The sequence below is a fragment of the Pseudomonas sp. PDM30 genome, from assembly GCF_019218985.1.
Taxonomy (GTDB): Bacteria; Pseudomonadota; Gammaproteobacteria; order Pseudomonadales; family Pseudomonadaceae; genus Aquipseudomonas; species Aquipseudomonas jessenii.
Window position 1 is genome coordinate 147,069 of sequence record NZ_JAHUWM010000002.1, and the last position, 18,721, is coordinate 165,789.

Annotated in this window: 15 protein-coding genes; 12 read left to right on the forward strand and 3 right to left on the reverse strand. The window is 55.6% G+C overall.

Features of this window, described 5'->3' with window-relative positions:
* Positions 1–216: 216 nt before the first annotated feature.
* Entirely contained in the window at positions 217–1,353 is a 1,137-nt protein-coding gene (locus KW840_RS28420) for a hypothetical protein (RefSeq protein WP_256353199.1), read from the reverse strand.
* Between the two features lie 239 nt (positions 1,354–1,592).
* Between KW840_RS28420 and KW840_RS04695 the strand changes: the two genes are divergently transcribed.
* Both KW840_RS04695 and KW840_RS04700 read left to right on the forward strand, forming a co-directional pair.
* Positions 1,593–2,015, forward strand: a complete 423-nt coding sequence (locus KW840_RS04695) for a hypothetical protein (RefSeq protein ID WP_218494565.1) — start codon at positions 1,593–1,595, stop codon at positions 2,013–2,015.
* An 89-nt stretch (positions 2,016–2,104) separates the two neighbouring features.
* Positions 2,105–2,674: a hypothetical protein gene (locus KW840_RS04700; protein WP_218494566.1), complete on the forward strand. Its 570-nt coding sequence runs from the start codon at positions 2,105–2,107 to the stop codon at positions 2,672–2,674.
* Positions 2,675–2,739: 65 nt separating this feature from the next.
* Here the strand turns inward: KW840_RS04700 and KW840_RS04705 are convergent, their stop codons facing one another.
* On the reverse strand, positions 2,740–3,570 hold the full coding sequence (locus tag KW840_RS04705) for a hypothetical protein (protein ID WP_218494567.1): 831 nt from the start codon (positions 3,568–3,570) through the stop codon (positions 2,740–2,742).
* A 189-nt stretch (positions 3,571–3,759) separates the two neighbouring features.
* Positions 3,760–4,002: a hypothetical protein gene (locus KW840_RS04710; protein WP_218494568.1), complete on the reverse strand. Its 243-nt coding sequence runs from the start codon at positions 4,000–4,002 to the stop codon at positions 3,760–3,762.
* A 287-nt stretch (positions 4,003–4,289) separates the two neighbouring features.
* Here KW840_RS04710 and KW840_RS04715 point away from each other — a divergent pair, with 287 nt between their 5' ends.
* The 10 genes from KW840_RS04715 (at position 4,290) to KW840_RS04760 (ending at position 18,425) form a co-directional block, all read left to right on the forward strand.
* Entirely contained in the window at positions 4,290–4,520 is a 231-nt protein-coding gene (locus KW840_RS04715) for a hypothetical protein (RefSeq protein WP_218494569.1), read from the forward strand.
* Positions 4,521–4,703: 183 nt separating this feature from the next.
* Positions 4,704–4,958, forward strand: a complete 255-nt coding sequence (locus KW840_RS04720; protein WP_218494570.1) for a DUF4258 domain-containing protein — start codon at positions 4,704–4,706, stop codon at positions 4,956–4,958.
* 31 nt (positions 4,959–4,989) lie between these two features.
* A complete protein-coding gene (locus tag KW840_RS04725) occupies positions 4,990–6,759 on the forward strand; it encodes a type I restriction-modification system subunit M/S (protein WP_218494571.1) in 1,770 nt (589 codons plus the stop codon).
* Between the two features lie 94 nt (positions 6,760–6,853).
* Positions 6,854–9,253: a type I restriction-modification system subunit M gene (locus KW840_RS04730; RefSeq protein WP_218494572.1), complete on the forward strand. Its 2,400-nt coding sequence runs from the start codon at positions 6,854–6,856 to the stop codon at positions 9,251–9,253.
* A complete protein-coding gene (locus KW840_RS04735) occupies positions 9,250–10,518 on the forward strand; it encodes a restriction endonuclease subunit S (RefSeq protein WP_218494573.1) in 1,269 nt (422 codons plus the stop codon). The genes KW840_RS04730 and KW840_RS04735 overlap by 4 nt, the downstream gene beginning before the upstream one ends.
* A gap of 185 nt (positions 10,519–10,703) precedes the next feature.
* A complete protein-coding gene (locus tag KW840_RS04740) occupies positions 10,704–13,811 on the forward strand; it encodes a type I restriction endonuclease subunit R (protein WP_218494574.1) in 3,108 nt (1,035 codons plus the stop codon).
* On the forward strand, positions 13,801–14,526 hold the full coding sequence (locus KW840_RS04745) for a M48 family metallopeptidase (RefSeq protein WP_218494575.1): 726 nt from the start codon (positions 13,801–13,803) through the stop codon (positions 14,524–14,526). Before KW840_RS04740 ends, KW840_RS04745 begins: the two co-directional genes overlap by 11 nt.
* Positions 14,527–14,839: 313 nt before the next feature.
* Positions 14,840–15,112 (forward strand): LysR substrate-binding domain-containing protein, encoded by a 273-nt coding sequence (locus tag KW840_RS04750; protein ID WP_371318446.1) that lies wholly within the window; start codon positions 14,840–14,842, stop codon positions 15,110–15,112.
* A 183-nt stretch (positions 15,113–15,295) separates the two neighbouring features.
* The gene (locus tag KW840_RS28925; RefSeq protein ID WP_218494577.1) at positions 15,296–17,002 is read left to right on the forward strand and encodes an ATP-binding protein; all 1,707 of its coding nucleotides are present in this window, start codon (positions 15,296–15,298) and stop codon (positions 17,000–17,002) included.
* Entirely contained in the window at positions 16,995–18,425 is a 1,431-nt protein-coding gene (locus KW840_RS04760) for a UvrD-helicase domain-containing protein (RefSeq protein WP_218494578.1), read from the forward strand. The genes KW840_RS28925 and KW840_RS04760 overlap by 8 nt, the downstream gene beginning before the upstream one ends.
* Positions 18,426–18,721 lie beyond the last annotated feature (296 nt).

The window sequence follows — 18,721 nt, forward strand, 5'->3', positions numbered from 1 at the left end:
ACATCCTTGAGAAAAATTATGGCTACATATCCCTTCGTCCTGTCGCTTGCGAGAACTCGGAGATAGGCATTTATTCACCATAGCTCAACCACTTAGGATCCAACCAATTAATACCGGTACCCAGTCGAGTAAAGCACTTGCACATGGCACACGGTCTGTACTCGACTAAGCCGGTAATGCTCATATCCACTGCCAAAACGCTCATCGTCGCGACAGCTATCGAGGAATCACAATCTCCTCATCTAACACGTCCGCCACCCCCTGTTTGAGGGGATCGATCCAGTCCGCTTTGGCGCGCCCCCAACGAAGCAGTTCGAGTTGCTCCGCGGAAAGTCCGTGTCCTTCGGCGGTCTGTTCCAGTGCATTGAGATACTCACGGATGGCTTGCGCGCGGCTCCAGTTCTGCGCATCGACTTCAAGCTTCGCCAGCTGCTGTTTTTCCGCATCTTGTCGACGCTTTCGCTCCAGCACCATGTCGCGATCTCGCTGACGCTCGGCGTCTTCAATCGCCTGACGTTCATTGCGAACCAGAAACCCGACCGCTCTGGTGGCCATCAGACCAATGAGTTTGTTGAGCTGTTGCTCGACCGAGTGACGATCCGAATCGGTGATTTTGCCGCCATAACCGTCATCGGCCATTACCTGAAGTCGTCCGGACGGCGTGAATTGCCATTTCGGCCAGTAGCTCCATCCACCCTTGGCTTTTTCGGCTAACTGCGTGGCCGATGGCACGTAGTCCGAACGCAAGGACGGTTCATACAACCGTAACCGCAGCGCATCGCCAAACATCACGACCTCGACCTGGTGTTTCCCTTGCTGCACGGCGTACCCCCGTTTTTCCAAGGCCTTCAGTAGTGTATTGGCCACTTTGAGTGCACGATTTTGCAGCGAGGGAGAAACGGAAATATTCAGCCCGTTACCGGGTGTTTGGGGCATACCGCGCTTATCGATGATTGGTCGGGTCAACTCCTCGCGAGCAGCGGCGACAACGGGGTGCCACTCCTTGATGCGCTCCGCTACCACAATCTGGTTTTCCGGCTGCTGCTCAAAGGTCAGCACGCGCTGAAGGCGGCTGTCCACGCCTTCAGCGGCCTGGACCTGACGAGTGGGTGGCCCGGCGGCACGATACAAATAACCGGGAGGGCCGGTGTATTCGCGCAGCTTGGGCCGCGGGGGCACGCGCTTGCCGGCTTTGACCTTGGCCCAATACCCCCGTGGCGGGGTGGGGATTTGCAGGCGCGAACAGAGCTTTTTCAGCCCCACATCGGACAGCCCGTAGCGGGGCGCCACCGCCAGCACCGGCTCGGACCAGACCGCGTCCAGCAGCTGTGCCCGGTCATAGAGTTGCACCATTTAACGCATCCTCGATTATGCGCAGCGTGGTTCGACTCCGCCTGCCCGGCGCCAAGAAGCACACCGGGGGGGCGCTCGGGCCCTCGGTTCACGCGCCAGCGCCCAATGCGACCTCGTGCATCAGAGGGTGAATACCGCACAGGTGTAAACCAAAGTGTTGTCAAACAGACGTTGACAGTCACAAACGGCTTACGTACCGTGCAGACCATATCAACCGTTTACCCAACAGGACAACCCCCATGGTCGACACCATCCAAGCCGCATTGAGCCAACTCACCACCGAGGGTGATCTGATCCACGGCACCGAAGCCTTGGTCGAGAGCATCAAAGCCCACACGCATTATTCCTATAAAAAAATTGGCGAAATGGCGGGTGTCACCGAGCAAGGCGTGCGCCGCTGGCGCGAAAATAACTCGGGAAAGGCTTCACTCGTCCAAGCGCTGGTGAGCTTTGCCCAGAGCCTCATCACTTCACCGGTGGGGGCTACCACTCGACCCGCAGGCAACGCCGCCGATGCCCTGCGCGCCGTCACCCCGCTGGCGGTGCAGACCTGTGTCAAAGAGGGACTGGAAGCCCTATTGGGTATCGGCCTCAACACGTGCACTATCGTAAAGCTTGAAGCCTCCAATGGTAAAGTCAGCATCGAGCTGGCTCTGGAATAAGCTCAGCCGGTCCCACCACGGTGACCCGCTCACGCTAAAGCGCGGACGAACCGTGGGCCCCCTCCTCAAAACCCTCAAAGGAATGCGCCATGGCCCGTACATTGCTGGATGTCCAACTCGCCCGTCTGCTGTATCCGCTGCTCATTGAACTCGCCACCGCCCGGCAGATCCTGACCTATGGCCAACTGATCGAACGCGCCCAGGCCCGTTACCCAGATGATCAACGGGTGGCCAACCTGATTCCGGTGCGGATGGGACGAATTCTATGGGTGATCTACGATTTTGTGGCGGAGCGCGACCTGCCGCGTTTGACCTTGATCATCGTCAGCGCCGGGGATCAGTACCCCGGCAGTGCCATGTGGCAGCACGATTGCCACGCCGAACAACAACGCTGCTTTGCTTTCGATTGGTCCACGGTCGATCAGGCGTTTGACCTGTATGGCCAGCACAGTGAAAAAGCGGTCACGCCCCTTCGGCGCCTACCCCGTGAGCAAGCGAAACAGCTGATGGCCGCCCACTACCACGACCCGGCGAATGTTTACCCGAGCGGCATTCGCGCTCTGCGCGAAGCCATTATCGAAAACATCATGAACGGCCTGTCGGTGGAGGAGGCGTTTCAAATCGAAGCGCAGTTGCTGACGCCGTCGACGCACGCGTGAGCCACGCCTCTTCCCCGTCTAAATCAGTGAACCAAACTTCGACCTCCATCAATACCGACGTCTACCTAAAAGCTCGCAGGACCAAAAGTCCCGGTGATTTTCCAGACGGTAGATTGGTGCTCTTCGAATTTGCCTCCTAGGTCCAGCCCTGTCCCCTTAATGGTGGCCTTAAATCCGGCATTCAAACCGTAATCATCAGAATACGTGAGTGAAAGATTGAAGTTTTTCAGCCCATTGTTTACACGAGCAGTAGCTACGGCTTGCCAAAGCGCTTCATGTGGGTACCAAGTGAGGTTCTCCGGAATTGACGGGGTGTCATGCCCTTCCAGTTTTGCATCAAATAGAACCGCGGAGCTCTCAGCACCCTTTTTGCCGGCACCTAATGAACCAGAATCTTGAGATGGGACTGTGATGCCGAGGCCAGCTGAAAAGTCCTGATCCCAGCCGATGACATGCTCAACCTTGATTTCATTCGCTCCTAGGCTCGATAAGAGCGTTACGACTTCCGCGAATTTATGTTCAAACGCCTGACGGTGAAACGAGCTCGCGGTGTAGTACACCGAAGGATTTGCAGGGTGCTGGGCGTAAACAACATTTTCTCGAGGATGCCCTGGCGGGAATATGAGTTTCAGCTTCTTAGTTTCGGAATTACTTAGGGTTGTGAGATCAGCACCTTTATCCATCGCCTCCATGATCGTTTTTATCAAGTCTACGGCTTGTTTGCCGAGAGCGAGAGCGAAGGGTCCCGTGTAAACAGAGAATACGGTTTTCGCGATTTTTGCTACAAAGCTTTCTTCAGAAGCTGTTGGTGCTGTCTGCGCTTCGCGCATTGCTTCTGCGGTTTTATCGGGAACCACAACAATCAATCTATGGCCAATTTCATAGCTGTCATCCATGAGGATTCCAAACTCCAGGTAGGTAGATGTTTGTTTCAGAGGCTAATCGGTTTGGAACGTGGCTCCACTGCTAGGCTGGGTTGCCGGCGTCGAGCTAGGATCGCTTACGGGTTAACTGACGATGTAGCTATCAGCAGAAGCCACAGAGATTTTGCGATCTGCCGTTTCACGGCCATCAGCCCCAGCCAATCAAGCCCAACTTTGCGGGCCAAAATTGGAATCTCTGTGGATGACCACGGCATTTGAACCGTAGGTAATTTCCAGAGCATGGGCCTTCAAGGCTGCACGCAGATCATCCTGAAATGCCTCTTTGATTCGCTCCCGGGAGGAAACCTCATACAGCTGTGCCCAAGGCAATGTCCAGACGTTAAGGGTTTTCTTCTTCATGAAACCGTCGATATCCGTCGCAATAACGTGAGCGCTTTTAGCCATTGTATTGACTCCTAGGGAGGTGAATTTTCAGGTATCAGATCCTAAGCGATCGTATCGAGTTACAATGATGATATCAATTGGCCATACATGCATCTCTCTAAAATCCGCCCCCCTCCACCACTGGCCAAGCAGCCCGTGAACTGCGTGTAATTGGACGTTATGGTCAATCGCCCCCCACAGGTATCCACCGCCTGGTGAAAACGCAGGGGCATCCTGGTCGTCGGATTCGGTGACTGCGCTATACCACTACCCTGGGGACTGGTTGCACGCGAGCGCAGGGGATCGACATGAAACGGGCCATCGAGCAGGAGACGTTGCAGGCGTTGGTCGAAACCGAGGCGGCGCGGGAGTTTCGCGTGCTGCGCGACGGCGAGGCCTGGCGCCTGGAACTGCGCCTCAGTAGCAAGTGGCTGCCGGTGCGCTCGCGGCGCGAGCCGATTAGGCTGTGGCGGTCGCTGACCGCCCTGGAACGGTTCTGCGAAACGGTGGGAATCAAGGTGCTGACCGTCGAGCTTTGACTCAGTCGTTGATTTCAAAGCGCCCACTGCACCAACGTAGGCTACTTGTGCCATCCCCGCGATGGTCTAACCCATCCACTCTGGATGATTTATTCAATGCGTAAATTACGCATTAATTGCCTACTTGACGCACGACCAGCTTTAATCTAAATTCAACTCACGGTCACCAACCTGGAGTACATCATGCACACCACCCACCACTGCAAGGCTCGACAATCCCAGCGCGGCATTCCGCTCAAATTGATTGATTACGTGCTCTCTCATGGGTCATTGGAAAAAGACAAATTCGTCCTTGGGCTCAAGGAGGCCAAGCAGCGCCTAGCAGACCTAGAGCGAGAAAAGCGTCTGCTGATGAAAATCGCAGACAAGGGTGGGGTCGTCGTCGTGGCCGAGGGAGAAACCCTGATCACGACCTACAACTGTACTCATCGCAACTGAAATACGTTGCAGACCCCCATTAGGAGACCGTATGAACGAAAAGATTCTCCCCCAGTTGCTGGATGTGGCCCGAAGCCTAGGGGCCAGTGGCTACACATCCCTGTCACTGATCCTGCAGTTGCTGTGCTGGTCGAAACTGTCAAAAGAACAGGTCATTCCTGAAGAGTTTCATTTTGAAGCGTTCGCCGAACAGGGACTTTCCATCCAGCTCGAAGCGCTGCGTAAATTGCAGGCGAGTGAGCAATTGACGTTTCCGTTCCTTGATGAAGGGGTATGGCAAAACCTGCGCGCCGTGCGTGATATCGCCCCACTCATCCATAAGATTCGGGTCTTGGATGCTCAAGGTCTGCTCGATACGCTGGTGTTAGATGACGCGACCTTTTGGTCTACCGAGTCGCGTATGGAAAACTTTTCCTACGCCCCGAGCCTGTGCGATTTACTCATCGCACTGGCTAAGGTGAACTGTCACCACAAGGTGTACATCCCTTGGGAAAATTCAGGACAGATTGCCGCACGAGTTGTCCGCAGCGGGGCTAAAGTCTGGGTCGAGTCTCAACTGCCAACCACTCCAGCACAGATTTTGAACCTCGTCAGCTCCGCTGGTTGGGAAATGCATCCCACCGATCCTTTGAAAGCGCCCTTGGCTATTCACCAAGGCAAACTGATTCAGTTCGACGTATCCGTTTGTGCTCCTCCCATGGGGGTTAACTACCCGCATGAAGTTTCTGAGAACGATCTCTGGGGTCGATTTATCGAAAAAACGCCAGCGGGCGGCGTGCTCCAGATTCGCCACCTTCTCGCGCAAACCCATGGCCGCATCGTGGTAATGGTTCCAAACTCCGTTCTCTTTGGTAAAGGGGCTGAAAAACAGCTGCGCGAGGATTTGATCAACCACGGCTACCTACAAGCAGTTATTGCCCTTCCGCCTGGGTTGTGCAGCCATACCCCTATTCCGGTAAACATCCTCGTCATGACCAGTGACCGCCGGAATGAAACCGTCCGCTTCGTGAATGCGAACACGGATGAGTTTCGAGAGCAGACGGCAAGAAAGCGCTGTGAGCTGAAACATATCCCAGAACTGCTAGCGTTAATCGCGGACAAAAACACGTCCCAGATTGCGGTTAGCGTTCCAGCCTGGCAGATTGCTGAAAACGACTTCAGCCTGGAAGTCAGCCGTTACGCACTGGATGAATCGGCACTTAAGCTGGGCACGGCGCTGAAGCGCTACCAGACCGGTAAGTTGGGTGAGTTCTTCGAGATCATCCGCCCGCGCCAGCATGCTACCGCTTCGTCAGGGGCCGAAGTGTTGGAAGTGTTGGCTCAGGACATCCCCCAGTTCGGCTACATCCACAGCGCCAGTAAAGAGACCTTGTTTGACCTGAATTCCCCAAGGGCGGACACCTATTTCATCAGATCGAATGACATACTGATGACCTTCAAGGGCGTCGTTGGCAAAGCGGGCATCGCTGACGTTGTTCCCAACTCAGGAAAAGGCTACTGGATAGCGGGGCAGTCTCTGGTGGTCTTGCGCAGCCGATTTCCCGAAATCTATCCCCCAAAAGCACTGTTAATTTATCTGCGGTCAGCCATGGGCCAAGGACTACTGAACCGGATGGCAGTCGGTGCCTCAATCCCATCCCTTCAGCTCTCTGCGCTCAAGGATTTGGAAATTCCCGTACCCTCAGTTGAGGGAATGCAGCCAATGGTTCGGGCATTCGACGAAGAGGCTCAAATCCAGGCTGAAATCGAGCGGTTGCGCAACCGGCAAACAGAGTTATCTAGCGACTTCTGGTCACTCTGATTCGCGCCCGACAAGCTGGGATACTCTTCTTGCTTCGGAGCAGCCCAGTACCTAAATTACAAAACTATTATTAAAAACGGACACAACGAACCACATGGCCATCAAGAAATCCGAACTTTACTCCTCTCTGTGGAAATCCTGCGACGAGCTGCGTGGTGGAATGGATGCCTCGCAATACAAGGACTACGTCCTGGTGCTGCTGTTCGTGAAGTACGTTTCAGATAAGTACGCGGGCGACCCCAACTCGCTGATCGAAGTGCCCGAGGGTGGCAGCTTCGCCGACATGGTGGCGCTCAAGGGCGACAAGGAGATTGGCGACAAGATCAACCAGATCATCGCCCGCCTGGCCGAGGCCAATAACCTCACCGGCGTCATCGACGTGGCCGACTTCAACGACCAGGAGAAGCTCGGTAAGGGCAAGGAGATGGTCGACCGCCTGTCCAACCTGGTTAGCATCTTCAACACGCCGGGACTGGATTTCCGCAGCAACCGCGCCCAAGGCGACGACATCCTCGGCGATGCCTACGAATACCTGATGCGCCACTTCGCCACTGAATCAGGCAAGAGCAAGGGACAGTTCTACACCCCGGCTGAAGTGTCGCGGATCATGGCTCAGGTCATCGGCTTAGCCGGTGCCACCGACAGCAAGCAGAGCATTTACGACCCGACCTGTGGCTCCGGCTCGCTGCTACTCAAGGCCCACGACGAAGCCAAGAGCACCACCGGGCTCGACCTGGCCATCTACGGCCAGGAAATGGACAACGCCACCAGCGCCTTGGCCAAGATGAACATGATCCTACACGACTGCCCAACGGCAGAAATCTGGAAGGACAACACCCTGTCCGCACCACATTTCAAAGACCCTATGGGCAACCTCAAGCTGTTCGACTTCATCGTCGCCAACCCGCCGTTCTCCACCAAGGCCTGGAGCAATGGTTTCAACCCAACTGAGGACGACTACAACCGCTTCAGCTACGGCATTCCACCAGACAAGAACGGCGACTACGCCTTTCTTCTGCACATGCTCACCTCGCTGAAAAGCACCGGCAAGGCGGCGGTAATTTTGCCCCACGGCGTTTTGTTCCGGGGCGGGGCCGAAGGGGTTATCCGCAAGCGCATCCTCCAGCAAGGCTATATCCAGGCCATTATAGGTTTGCCTGCCAACCTGTTCTTCGGTACTGGCATTCCTGCCTGCATCATCATTCTCGACAAAGCCGGCAGTGCTGGGCGCAAGGGGCTGTTCCTGATCGACGCCAGCAAGGGCTTTATCAAAGACGGCAACAAGAACCGCCTGCGCGAGCAGGACATCCACAAGATCGTCGATGCCTGCACCCAGCAGCGCGAGCTGGCAAAATTCTCGCGTCTGGTGCCGCTGGCCGAGATCGAGGCCAACGACTTCAACCTGAATATCCCACGCTATATTGACACCAGCGAAACGGAAGACCTGCAAGACATCGACGCCCACCTGCACGGCGGTATCCCCGAGCGCGATGTGGATGCACTGCAAGCCTACTGGGAGGTGATGCCCAACCTGCGCGGCGCACTGTTTGCCCCACAACGGCCAGGATACCTGCAGCTCAAGGTGGCGCAGGCCGAGATCAAGCCCGGCATCTTTGCCCATCCCGAGTTCACCGCCTTTAACCAGAACATCAGTGGTCTGTTCGATGCCTGGCGTAATGAGCATCGCCCACGTCTGCAAAATATCGCCATTGGCGACCGTCCCAAGGCACTGCTCAATACCCTGGCTGAAGACCTGCTGCATCGCTTTGAAGCCGCACCGCTGCTGGACGCCTACGACGTGTACCAACACCTCCAGGACTACTGGTACGCCACCTTGCAGGATGATATGTACCAACTGGTTATCGATGGCTGGCAGGCGCTAATCGCCAGCGGCCCAGCCAAGGGCGAACCCAATACAGACCTGCTGCCGCCCGAACTGATCGTGCGCCGTTACTACGCCGGAGAGGCTGCCGTCATCACCGAGTTGGAATCCAAGCGCGATGCCATCAGCCGCGAGCTGGAAGAGCTGGACGAGGAGCAGGGTGGAGAAGATGGCCCGCTGGCCGAAGGTAAAACCGACAAGGGCAAGCTGACCGCCTCCAGCGTGAAAGCACGCCTCAAGGCTATTAAATATGACTTGGACGCTGACGAAGAGCGTCAGGCGCTGGAGCAATGCCTGGCGCTGATCGAGCGTGAAGCCGAGGCCAGCAAAAAGGTCAAAGCTGCGCAGAAAGCACTGGATGCCAAGGTGCAGGCCCACTACGCCCAGCTCAGCGAAGGCGAGCTGAAAACCCTGGTGGTGGACGACAAGTGGCTGGCCACCCTGCAAGCCGATGTGCAGACCGAGCTGGATCGCGTGTCCCAGGCCCTCAGCGGTCGTATCCGCCAACTGGCCGAACGCTATACCACACCACTACCGGCGCTAAATACTGAAGTGGAAGTACTGGCGGCCAAGGTTAATGCGCATCTGGCCAAGATGGGGTTTGCGGTATGAGTGCGGAGGTAAAACTGGGGTTTAAGCAGACTGAAGCGGGTGTATTGCCAGTGGACTGGGAGGCAAAAAAGCTCGGTGAGGTGGCAAGCTTCCGCACTGGCCCATTTGGCAGTGCGCTTCATAAATCCGACTACACAAATGATGGCATCCCTGTTGTTAATCCGATGCATATCTTGGATGGCAGGATAGTTCCGACTGCCTCTATGACAATTACTGAAGAGGCGGCGAAGAGCCTGGATGAATTTCGACTAAGCCTTGGCGAAGTTATCATTGGTCGACGGGGCGATATGGGGCGCTGTGCGGTTGTGTCTGAACGCGAAAGAGGATGGCTCTGCGGCACCGGCTCGATGATCGTTAGACCATCTGTATCGGTGAATGCCTACTTTCTTCAACGAGTTCTTTCGACCCCCTCTATTATCAAGGCCATTGAAGACTCCTCTGTCGGGTCTACCATGATCAATTTAAATCAAGGAACCCTAAGCAACTTGGTCGTTCAGGCACCTTCAGTCGAAGAGCAACGAGCCATAGCCGCAACCCTATCCGACATGGACGCCCTGATCAGCAACCTGGATCAACTGGTAACCAAAAAGCGCGACATCCACCAAGCCGCCATGCAACAACTCCTCACCGGCCAACGCCGCCTGCCAGGGTTTAGTGGGGCGTGGGACGTAAAACCCATGCGAGCATTGGGTAATACCTATGGTGGCCTCGCGGGAAAGACAAAAATTGATTTCGGCCACGGCGAAGCTCGCTACATCCCTTTCATGAATGTGATGACCGATACGGTGATTGATGCGAGCTGGCTTGAACCTGTCGATGTTGCGCCGGACGAAGCACAAAACCTCGCCAAGAAGGGAGACCTTTTCTTCAATGGCTCCTCAGAAACACCCGAAGAGGTGGGCTTCTGCTCAGTCCTGCTTGATGAGATTCAGAACCTCTACCTGAACAGCTTCTGCTTCGGCTTCCGCTTCAACACCGCGGCCAAAGTGAATGGACTTTTCTTTGCATACTGGTTCAGGAGCAAAGCAGGACGTGCCGCTATGTCCGTGCTGGCACAGGGCGCGACCCGCTACAACATCGCCAAAAGCGCCTTTATGCTGCTCGAAATCCCCCAACCTTTGGAGGAAGAACAAACAGCCATTGCCACCGTTCTATCCGATATGGGTGCTGAACTCGCCGCCCTCGAAGTCCGTCGCGAAAAGGCCCTTCAACTTAAGCAGGGTATGATGCAGGAACTCTTAACCGGTCGAATTCGACTTACCTGACAGAGGGTGCAGGGATGCTGAATAAGTTCGCTAACGGGTTGTTGGTAGCCACATCCAAAAAGCTGATCCAGTTCCTCAACGAGGAGCTTTTCAGAGGGCTATCACCGGGCGCCTGTTTGAGACCAATTCGAAGCGCATTGCGGATTAAATGCGCCAACTCTCTCTAGGAAAAGGAAGCGGCCTCAATGAGCACCGTTGGCCAGATCGAAAAAATAACCCAGCAACGCGTGGCCAAGCTGTTCCAGCAGGAGCTGGGCTATGAGCACCTCGGCGACTGGGCCGAGCGCCCGAACAACGCCAATATCGAAGCAGAGTTGCTGCGCGGCTGGCTGCTTGAGCAGGGCGTGGAGGCAAATCCGGCCAGCCGAGCTGTCCTCGAGCTGAACAAGGCCGCCAACGATGCCAGCAAAGGCATTTATGACCGCAACAAGGCGGTGTATGAACTGCTGCGCTATGGGGTGAAGATCAAGCCTGAGGTGGGCGAGAATACCCAGACCGTCTGGCTGATCGACTGGAAACAGGCTGACAAGAACCACTTCGCAATTGCCGAGGAAGTCACCGTCAAGGGAGCTGATGCCAAGGCCAATACCAAGCGCCCGGACATAGTGCTCTATGTGAATGGTATTGCCCTAGGCGTACTAGAACTGAAGCGTTCCAAGGTGGCGGTGAACGAGGGCATCCGGCAGAACCTGGACAATCAGAAGGCCGAGTTTATCCAGCCGTTCTTTTCGACCATGCAGTATGTGATGGCCGGCAACGATACCCAAGGCCTGCGCTACGGCACCATCCAGACTGGCGAGAAGTACTACCTCACCTGGAAAGAGGAAAACGCGGACAGCGCCGGTGCCGACAATCTGCTGGATCGGCATTTGCTCCAGCTGTGTAACAAGACGCGCTTTCTGGAACTGATCCACGACTACATCGTGTTCGACAGTGGCGTGAAAAAGCTCTGCCGGCATAACCAGTACTTCGGCGTCCGCGAGGCACAGCGCTACCTGCGTCGGCGCGAGGGTGGAATCATCTGGCACACCCAGGGCTCGGGCAAATCCCTAACCATGGTCTGGCTGACCAAGTGGATTCGGGAAAACATCCTAGATTCGCGGGTGCTGATCATCACCGACCGCACCGAGCTGGATGAGCAGATTGAGAAGGTATTTACCGGCGTCAACGAGCAGATTTACCGCACTGCCAGCGGTGCCGACCTGATCGACAAGCTCAACCAGCCTTCGCCTTGGCTGCTGTGCTCGCTGATCCACAAGTTCGGTGCCCGCGAAGATGCCGACGTGGAAGGCTTTGTGGAAGAGCTTCGCAAGAGTCTGCCACCGGACTTCAGCGCCAAAGGCGATCTCTATGTGTTTGTCGACGAGTGCCACCGCACCCAGTCCGGCGAGTTGCACAAGGCGATGAAAGCCATCCTGCCCAATGCGGTGTTTATCGGTTTCACCGGTACACCGCTGCTCAAGGCGGACAAGCAAAAGAGTATCGAGGTATTTGGCCGCTACATCCACACCTACAAATTCAATGAAGCGGTGGCCGATGGCGTGGTGCTCGACCTGCGTTACGAAGCCCGCGACATTGACCAGAACATCACGTCACAGAAGAAAATTGATCAGTGGTTCGATGCTGCAACCAAGGCGTTGAATGATCTGGCCAAGGCCCAGCTCAAGCAGCGCTGGGGCACCATGCAGAAGGTGCTGTCGAGCCAATCGCGACTAGAGAAGATAGTCGCGGACATCATGCTGGATATGGCCATCAAGCCGCGCCTGGCCGATGGCCGGGGCAATGCCATGCTGGTGACCAGCAGCATCTTCGAGGCCTGCAAGTGCTATGAGCTTTTCAGCAAGCTAGACATGGGCGAAAAGTGCGCCATCATCACCAGTTACAAACCGTCGCCTGCCGACATCAAGGGCGAGACCACTGGCGAAGGGCTGACCGAGAAGCTGCGCCAGTACGCCATCTACAACCAGATGTTGGGCGACAAAGACCCGGAAACCTTCGAGAAAGAGGTCAAGCAGCGTTTCATCAAAGAGCCAGGGCAGATGCGCCTGCTCATCGTGGTGGACAAGCTGTTGACCGGTTTCGACGCGCCTTCGGCCACCTACCTTTATATCGACAAGCAGATGCGCGACCACGGCCTGTTCCAGGCCATCTGCCGGGTCAACCGCCTCGATGGTGAGGACAAGCAGTACGGCTACATTATTGACTACAAGGACTTGTTCAAGCAGCTGGAGGGTGCCATTGGCGACTATACCAGCGGCGCGCTGGATGGTTACGACAAAGCTGACGTGGCCGGGCTGCTGGAAGACCGCCTGGGCAAGGCGCAGGAAGATCTAGAAGACGCCCGCGAAGCGATCAAGGCCCTGTGCGAACCCGTGGAGCAGCCCAAGGACACGCCGGCATATCTGCGCTTCTTCTGTGGCACCGACTCGGGCAATGTCGAGCAGCTCAAGGCTAACGAACCCAAGCGCCTGAACCTGTACAAGATGACCTCGGCGCTGATCCGTTGCTTCGGTAATATCGCCAACGAGCTTGAGGAAGCGGGCTACAGCTCCAAGGAAATCATTGAAGTCCAGGCCGAGGTGGATCATTTCTCCAAGGTACGTGATGAGGTGAAGCTCGCTAGCGCTGATTACATCGACCTTAAAGTCTATGAACCTGGCATGCGCTTTTTGATCGACACCTACATTCGCGCTGAGGACAGCGAGAAGGTTTCCGCCTTCGAGGATATGTCGCTGATCGAGCTGATTGTCGAGCGTGGCATGGGAGCCATCGACGCGCTGCCCAAGGGCATCCGCGAAAGTCAGGAGGCCGTCGCCGAGACCATCGAGAACAACGTGCGCAAGTTGATCATCGACGAGTCGCCGATCAACCCGAAGTACTACGAAACCATGTCCTCGCTGCTCGATGCACTTATCGCCAAGCGTAAGGAAAACGCCATCAGTTACCAACAATACCTGGCCGAAGTGGTAAAGCTGACCAAACAGGCGAAGAACCCCACCAGCACCAACAGCTACCCCGGCTCGATCAATAGCAACGCCCGCAAGGCCCTATATGACAACCTGGGACAGGACGCCGGCCTGGCATTGGCCGTAGACGCTGCCGTGCTAGATAGCCGGCAGGATGACTGGCGCGGCAATGCCATGAAGATCAAGCGCGTGCGCCTGGCCATCAAGAACGCGCTGAATCAGTGGGGCATAGACGCCGCTGAAGCCTTGGGCAGCGACTCGCTGGGACAGGACAACGAGCGGCTGGAAGCCTTGTTAGAACTGGTCAAGCATCAGCATGAGTACTGAGTCACGCAGCATCACGGTCAGCGGTTTGGCTGTGGAGATCGTGCGCAAGCCGATCAAAAACCTGCACCTGGGCGTGTATCCCCCGCAGGGCCGTGTGCGCGTGGCTGCACCGTTGGCGGTCGACGACGAAGCTGTGCGCTTGGCGGTGGTTGGCAAGCTAGGCTGGATCAAACGTCAGCGCGCGAAGTTTCAGGCCCAGCCCCGGCAATCAGAACGGCGGATGGTCAGTGGTGAAAGTCATTACTTCTTAGGCCGTCGCTACCGCCTGCGCGTTTACGAAACCACCGGTGCTTTGCGTATCGCTCTGCGCGGCAAGGCCACTATGGATCTCTTCGTGCGCCCTGACACCACAGTCGAACGCCGCGAGCAGGTGCTGCACGACTTCTACCGGGCCGAACTGAAACGTCTGGTGCCGGAGCTGCTGGAGAAATGGCAGCCAACGTTAGGTGTTGAAGCGCTGGCCTGGGGCATCAAGCGGATGAAGACCAAATGGGGCACCTGCAACATCGATGCTCGGCGCATCTGGCTCAATCTGGAGCTGGCCAAGAAGCCCGTGCAGTGCCTGGAGTACATTCTGGTGCATGAGCTAGCTCACTTACATGAACGCCACCACAACGACCGTTTCACTGCTCTGCTGGATCAGCACCTGTCGCATTGGAGGTTGCTAAGAGATCAACTCAATAGCTCTCAGCTAGCTGATGAACGATGGCAGTAAATGTGAAATGAAAAAGCCCCCGGCAGATCGCATCTCCGGGGGCTTTTTCTATCTTCAACTCGGGCGAGTAACTTTGGTCGAAGCGCTTTTCTTTGACCGAAAGGGCAAATAACTTTGCCCGCCTACAAGCAGCCAAGCAGCCAAGCAGCCAAGCAGCCAAGCAGCCAAGCAGCCAAGCAGCCAAGCAGCCAAGCAAGGATGCGGTTTGTTTCGATGAAACCGCAAGCATGTCCCATCAGGTCACCCATCAAATCATTGGAGACGGACCCCGAGTCGGACATGCATTGGTGCTTGGGCTACCCATGTAGTCGATATCGTCCTTCGAAATTGGCCTAGACAATCGAATTTCAAGCGATTCTACGAAGCGGACATGGCCATGCACCTCATGCGAATGGCACGGGAGGGCTATGGGATTTGTTGGCTACCGGAGTCGGCGGTAGAGGAGGAAATTGCTTCTGGGAAGCTGGTTCGTGCGGGAGGAAAAGAGTGGAGTGCCGAACTCGAAATCTGGTCGTTTAAGTCATTCAGCAAAACCAACCAGACGATGCTTGAGCTTTGGCGCTCTTTGGAGAAGGACGTGTGTTAGACCTCAAACCCGTGCATAACAAGATTCCTGATGATCTCGTACGGCCAATTCCCCGTCCCGCTGGAAGTATCTATGATGGGTAAAGGCGAATAGCCACTTCCGCTGCGCTCCAGAGAGCCAATCGGAGCGCAACCAACGGATTTCGCCCTTACTCACAGATGAAGTTCAGAAGGATACTGGCCGGTGAAAATCAGAAAGATCGTGATCAAGAACTTTCGCGGAGTGAAAGCGCTTGATTGGAATGTGCCAATCGCTGACATTTTTTGTCTCATAGGGAAAGGTGACTCCTCCAAGTCCACAATTTTGGAAGCCATCCGTTACACATTCCATCCCCAGTGGAATCTGGCCCTCAGCGACTCAGATTTTTACCAGTGCAAAATCGCTGATCCCATCATCATTGAGATCACGATCGGAAATTTAGCCGCAGACTTCTCCGCACTTAATAAGTATGGGCTGTACCTTCGGGGCTGGGATGCGGCAGCTCAGAAGCTGCTTGATGAGCCAGATGATCATCTGGAAAGCGTATTGACCGCCCGGCTAACCGTCGAGAAGGACTTGGAGCCGAAATGGGCAGTGGTGTGCGATCGCAACCCGGACGGGGTGCCCTTTAAACAGGCAGACAGAAACAAGGTCGGGGTTGGCCTCATCGGCGTCTTCAGCGAACGAGAGCTTTCTTGGGCAAACGGAACTGCTCTTGCCAAGCTTACTGCGGCGCAGAGCTTGAGCGAGCTATTGGCCAATGCATCGAGGACTGCCAGGAGTTCGCTCGATGTCGACCGGGCTGTCACCCTGACAAACTTCGACACTGCAGCAACCAAATCGCAAGAGATTGCGAAGCTCTTGGGTGTCCCTGTACTTGATGCCTATAAGGCCCATCTCGACTTGGCGTCCATCAACCTGAAAGTTGGCGGTCTTTCCCTGCATGACGGCGAAATCCCGTTGCGCCAGTTAGGTCTGGGATCTCGCCGGATGCTTCAGTGTGGAATCCAGAAAGCGGGTCTGGAGGAAGGCCATATCACCTTGTTCGATGAGTTGGAGTTCGGCCTCGAGCCCCATCGCATTACGCGTCTCATCAAGCACATCAGGGAGGACAAACGCGGACAGTATTTCCTAACCACTCATTCGCCCATGGTGCTTCGCGAACTCACGGTGCAGGACCTTCATATCGTCCACAGCAAGGGCGGGGTCGTGGCGATCGTCTCCGCTGCCGAGAAGGGCCTCGAAGAGCATGAGGTTCAGGGGAAGATTCGCTCAAGCGCTGAAGCATTCTTGGCCAAAAAGGTCGTCGTATGTGAAGGCGCTACCGAGGTAGGTTTCATAAGGGGCTTTGACGATCACCAAATTGAGAATGGGCAAGATCCCTTGTCGTATCACGGTGTGGCGTTGCTGGACGCCAAGGGAGCCAGCAAAGTGAAGGGCATGGCTATGGCCTTCAAAAAGCTTGGCTATGACGTGTCGGTGCTAGCTGATGGCGATGCAGAGAAGCAGTTCTCAAACGCCGATGCCGCTGGGCTTGTGGCGATAGGAATTCCCACCTACGTCTGGAGCGACAAACTTTCGCTTGAGGAACGGGCTTTTGTGGATTTGCCATGGGCTTACGTACTTGCCAGTTTGACGCTTGCCCAGGTCGAACTCTTCTACCCGGTATACGATCAAGTGCGATCGCAGTATCAGGACGTGTTGGACCCTGACATCATGAAGTGGTTGGATAGCCCCAAGCTACGGACTGCTATCGGTGCTGCAGCAAAGAGCGCAGGGTGGTTCAAGGACACCACTAGAGGTGACCTGTGGTTCAAGGCGGTGAGTGCAGCTTTCAACGATCCTGTGTTTGGCAAAACAAATCTCGCCGTAGAGTTGGGAAGGCTTTGGGAGTGGGCGAAGCGTGTCTGAAGACCTCGCAATCAAGCTCAACGACTGTACCTCCAAGGGCTATGTAATCGCGCCAGCGGGGTTTGGAAAGACTCATCTCATCGCAATGGCGGTGCGAGCGTCCGGTGGCCGGCAGCTTATCCTGACGCACACTTTTGCCGGTGTGAATTCGATCAAAACCAAAATGGCGGGCTTGGGCGTTCGCGCTTCCCAGTACCAGGTCGATACGATCGCTAGCTGGGCACTTCGACTCTGTCTGGCGTACCCGAAGGCATCGGGGTGGAAAATTGAAAACCCGACCAGCAAGCAGTGGAGTAAGTTGTACGAGTGCTGCTCCCGTTTGCTGGGGAAGAGGTTCATTCGTGAGGCCGTGTCGTCCAGCTACATAGGTCTCTACGTCGACGAATACCAGGACTGCTCAGACTTGCAGCATGATCTGGTCTGCAACCTGGCAGAATTTCTTCCAAGCCGACTTTTGGGAGACCCCCTGCAAGCCATATTCGATTTTGACGATGGCAAGCCCGTTGATTGGGAAGCCAGCGTCTACCCCGAGTTTGATTGCTTGGGACAGCTGGAGATCCCTTGGCGGTGGGTCAAGGCGAAGAGTCCGGAACTTGGCGAATGGCTCAAAGATGCGAGGCGAAAGATCGAGCTAGGCCAAAAGATTGATCTGTCAGCCCATCTGCCACCGAGCGTAATTCGTGCCTACACCCAGCCCGATTATCTCGCAGCTAAACAGTACACGGCGCTTTGTGGCCTGTTGAAGCATGATGAGAGCGTCATTGCACTCCACGGCGGTGATCAACAGTCCAAGAACAAAACTCACCGTTTGGCCAACCGCTTGGCGGGCCGCTTTTCCTCAATCGAGGAAATCGAAGGGAAGGATCTGCATTCGTTCATCAAAAAGCTTGCGGCTGCAAAGACCGCTCAGGCTGGCTTTCTCCTTGCTTTGAAATTCGCAACTAAGTGCTTCACCGGTGTAACCCGAACGCTAACGGCAGGCACCAAGCGGGGCGAGGTTACCAACCTTCGCAAGACAACGAAGTACCCACTGGTGCTCCAAGCCGCCAATGACTATTTGTCTGACCCGTCGAGCAGCTATCTCAAGGCATTCTTCCAAGCCTTGAAGAACAATCCTGAGACCTCAGCCTACCGCCGTGATTTGCTCTATCGCTTCTTCAACGTGCTCAAGATTCATGTTGATGGCCAAGCCGCGACGCTCGTGGAGGCCGGTAACCTTTACCAGCGCGAGATGAGGCATTCGGGGCGGCCGATCAGCCATCGCAAGCTGATTGGAACCACATTGCTGGTCAAAGGCCTTGAGTATGACCACGCCGTCATTCTTGATGCCGACTCGCTTGATGCGAAGGATTTGTACGTCGCGATGACCCGAGGAGCGAAATCTCTCACCATCATCGGGACAGGTCGGCATCTACCTGCTTGAATGCCTATTCAGTTTTGGACATCTCGGATCGGTCACCCATACGCGCATGGCCATCTTCGGTTATCTTCTTGCGTCAAATGGACATGGGCATGACGTATACGAATCACAGTCTTAACGCGAACCTCGTCCACAAATGGATTCGCGTCCAAACGCGCAAAAGCACGCAGCTGCAACCGGCGATTATTCCTTCACCCATGCCGCTGGCCGGAGCAAATTCGCAGGCTGCATCATCGAATATCTGTGTTGAAATCCAGTACCCGTGCGGCACTGTCAAAGTGAAATGGCCTACTTAATCC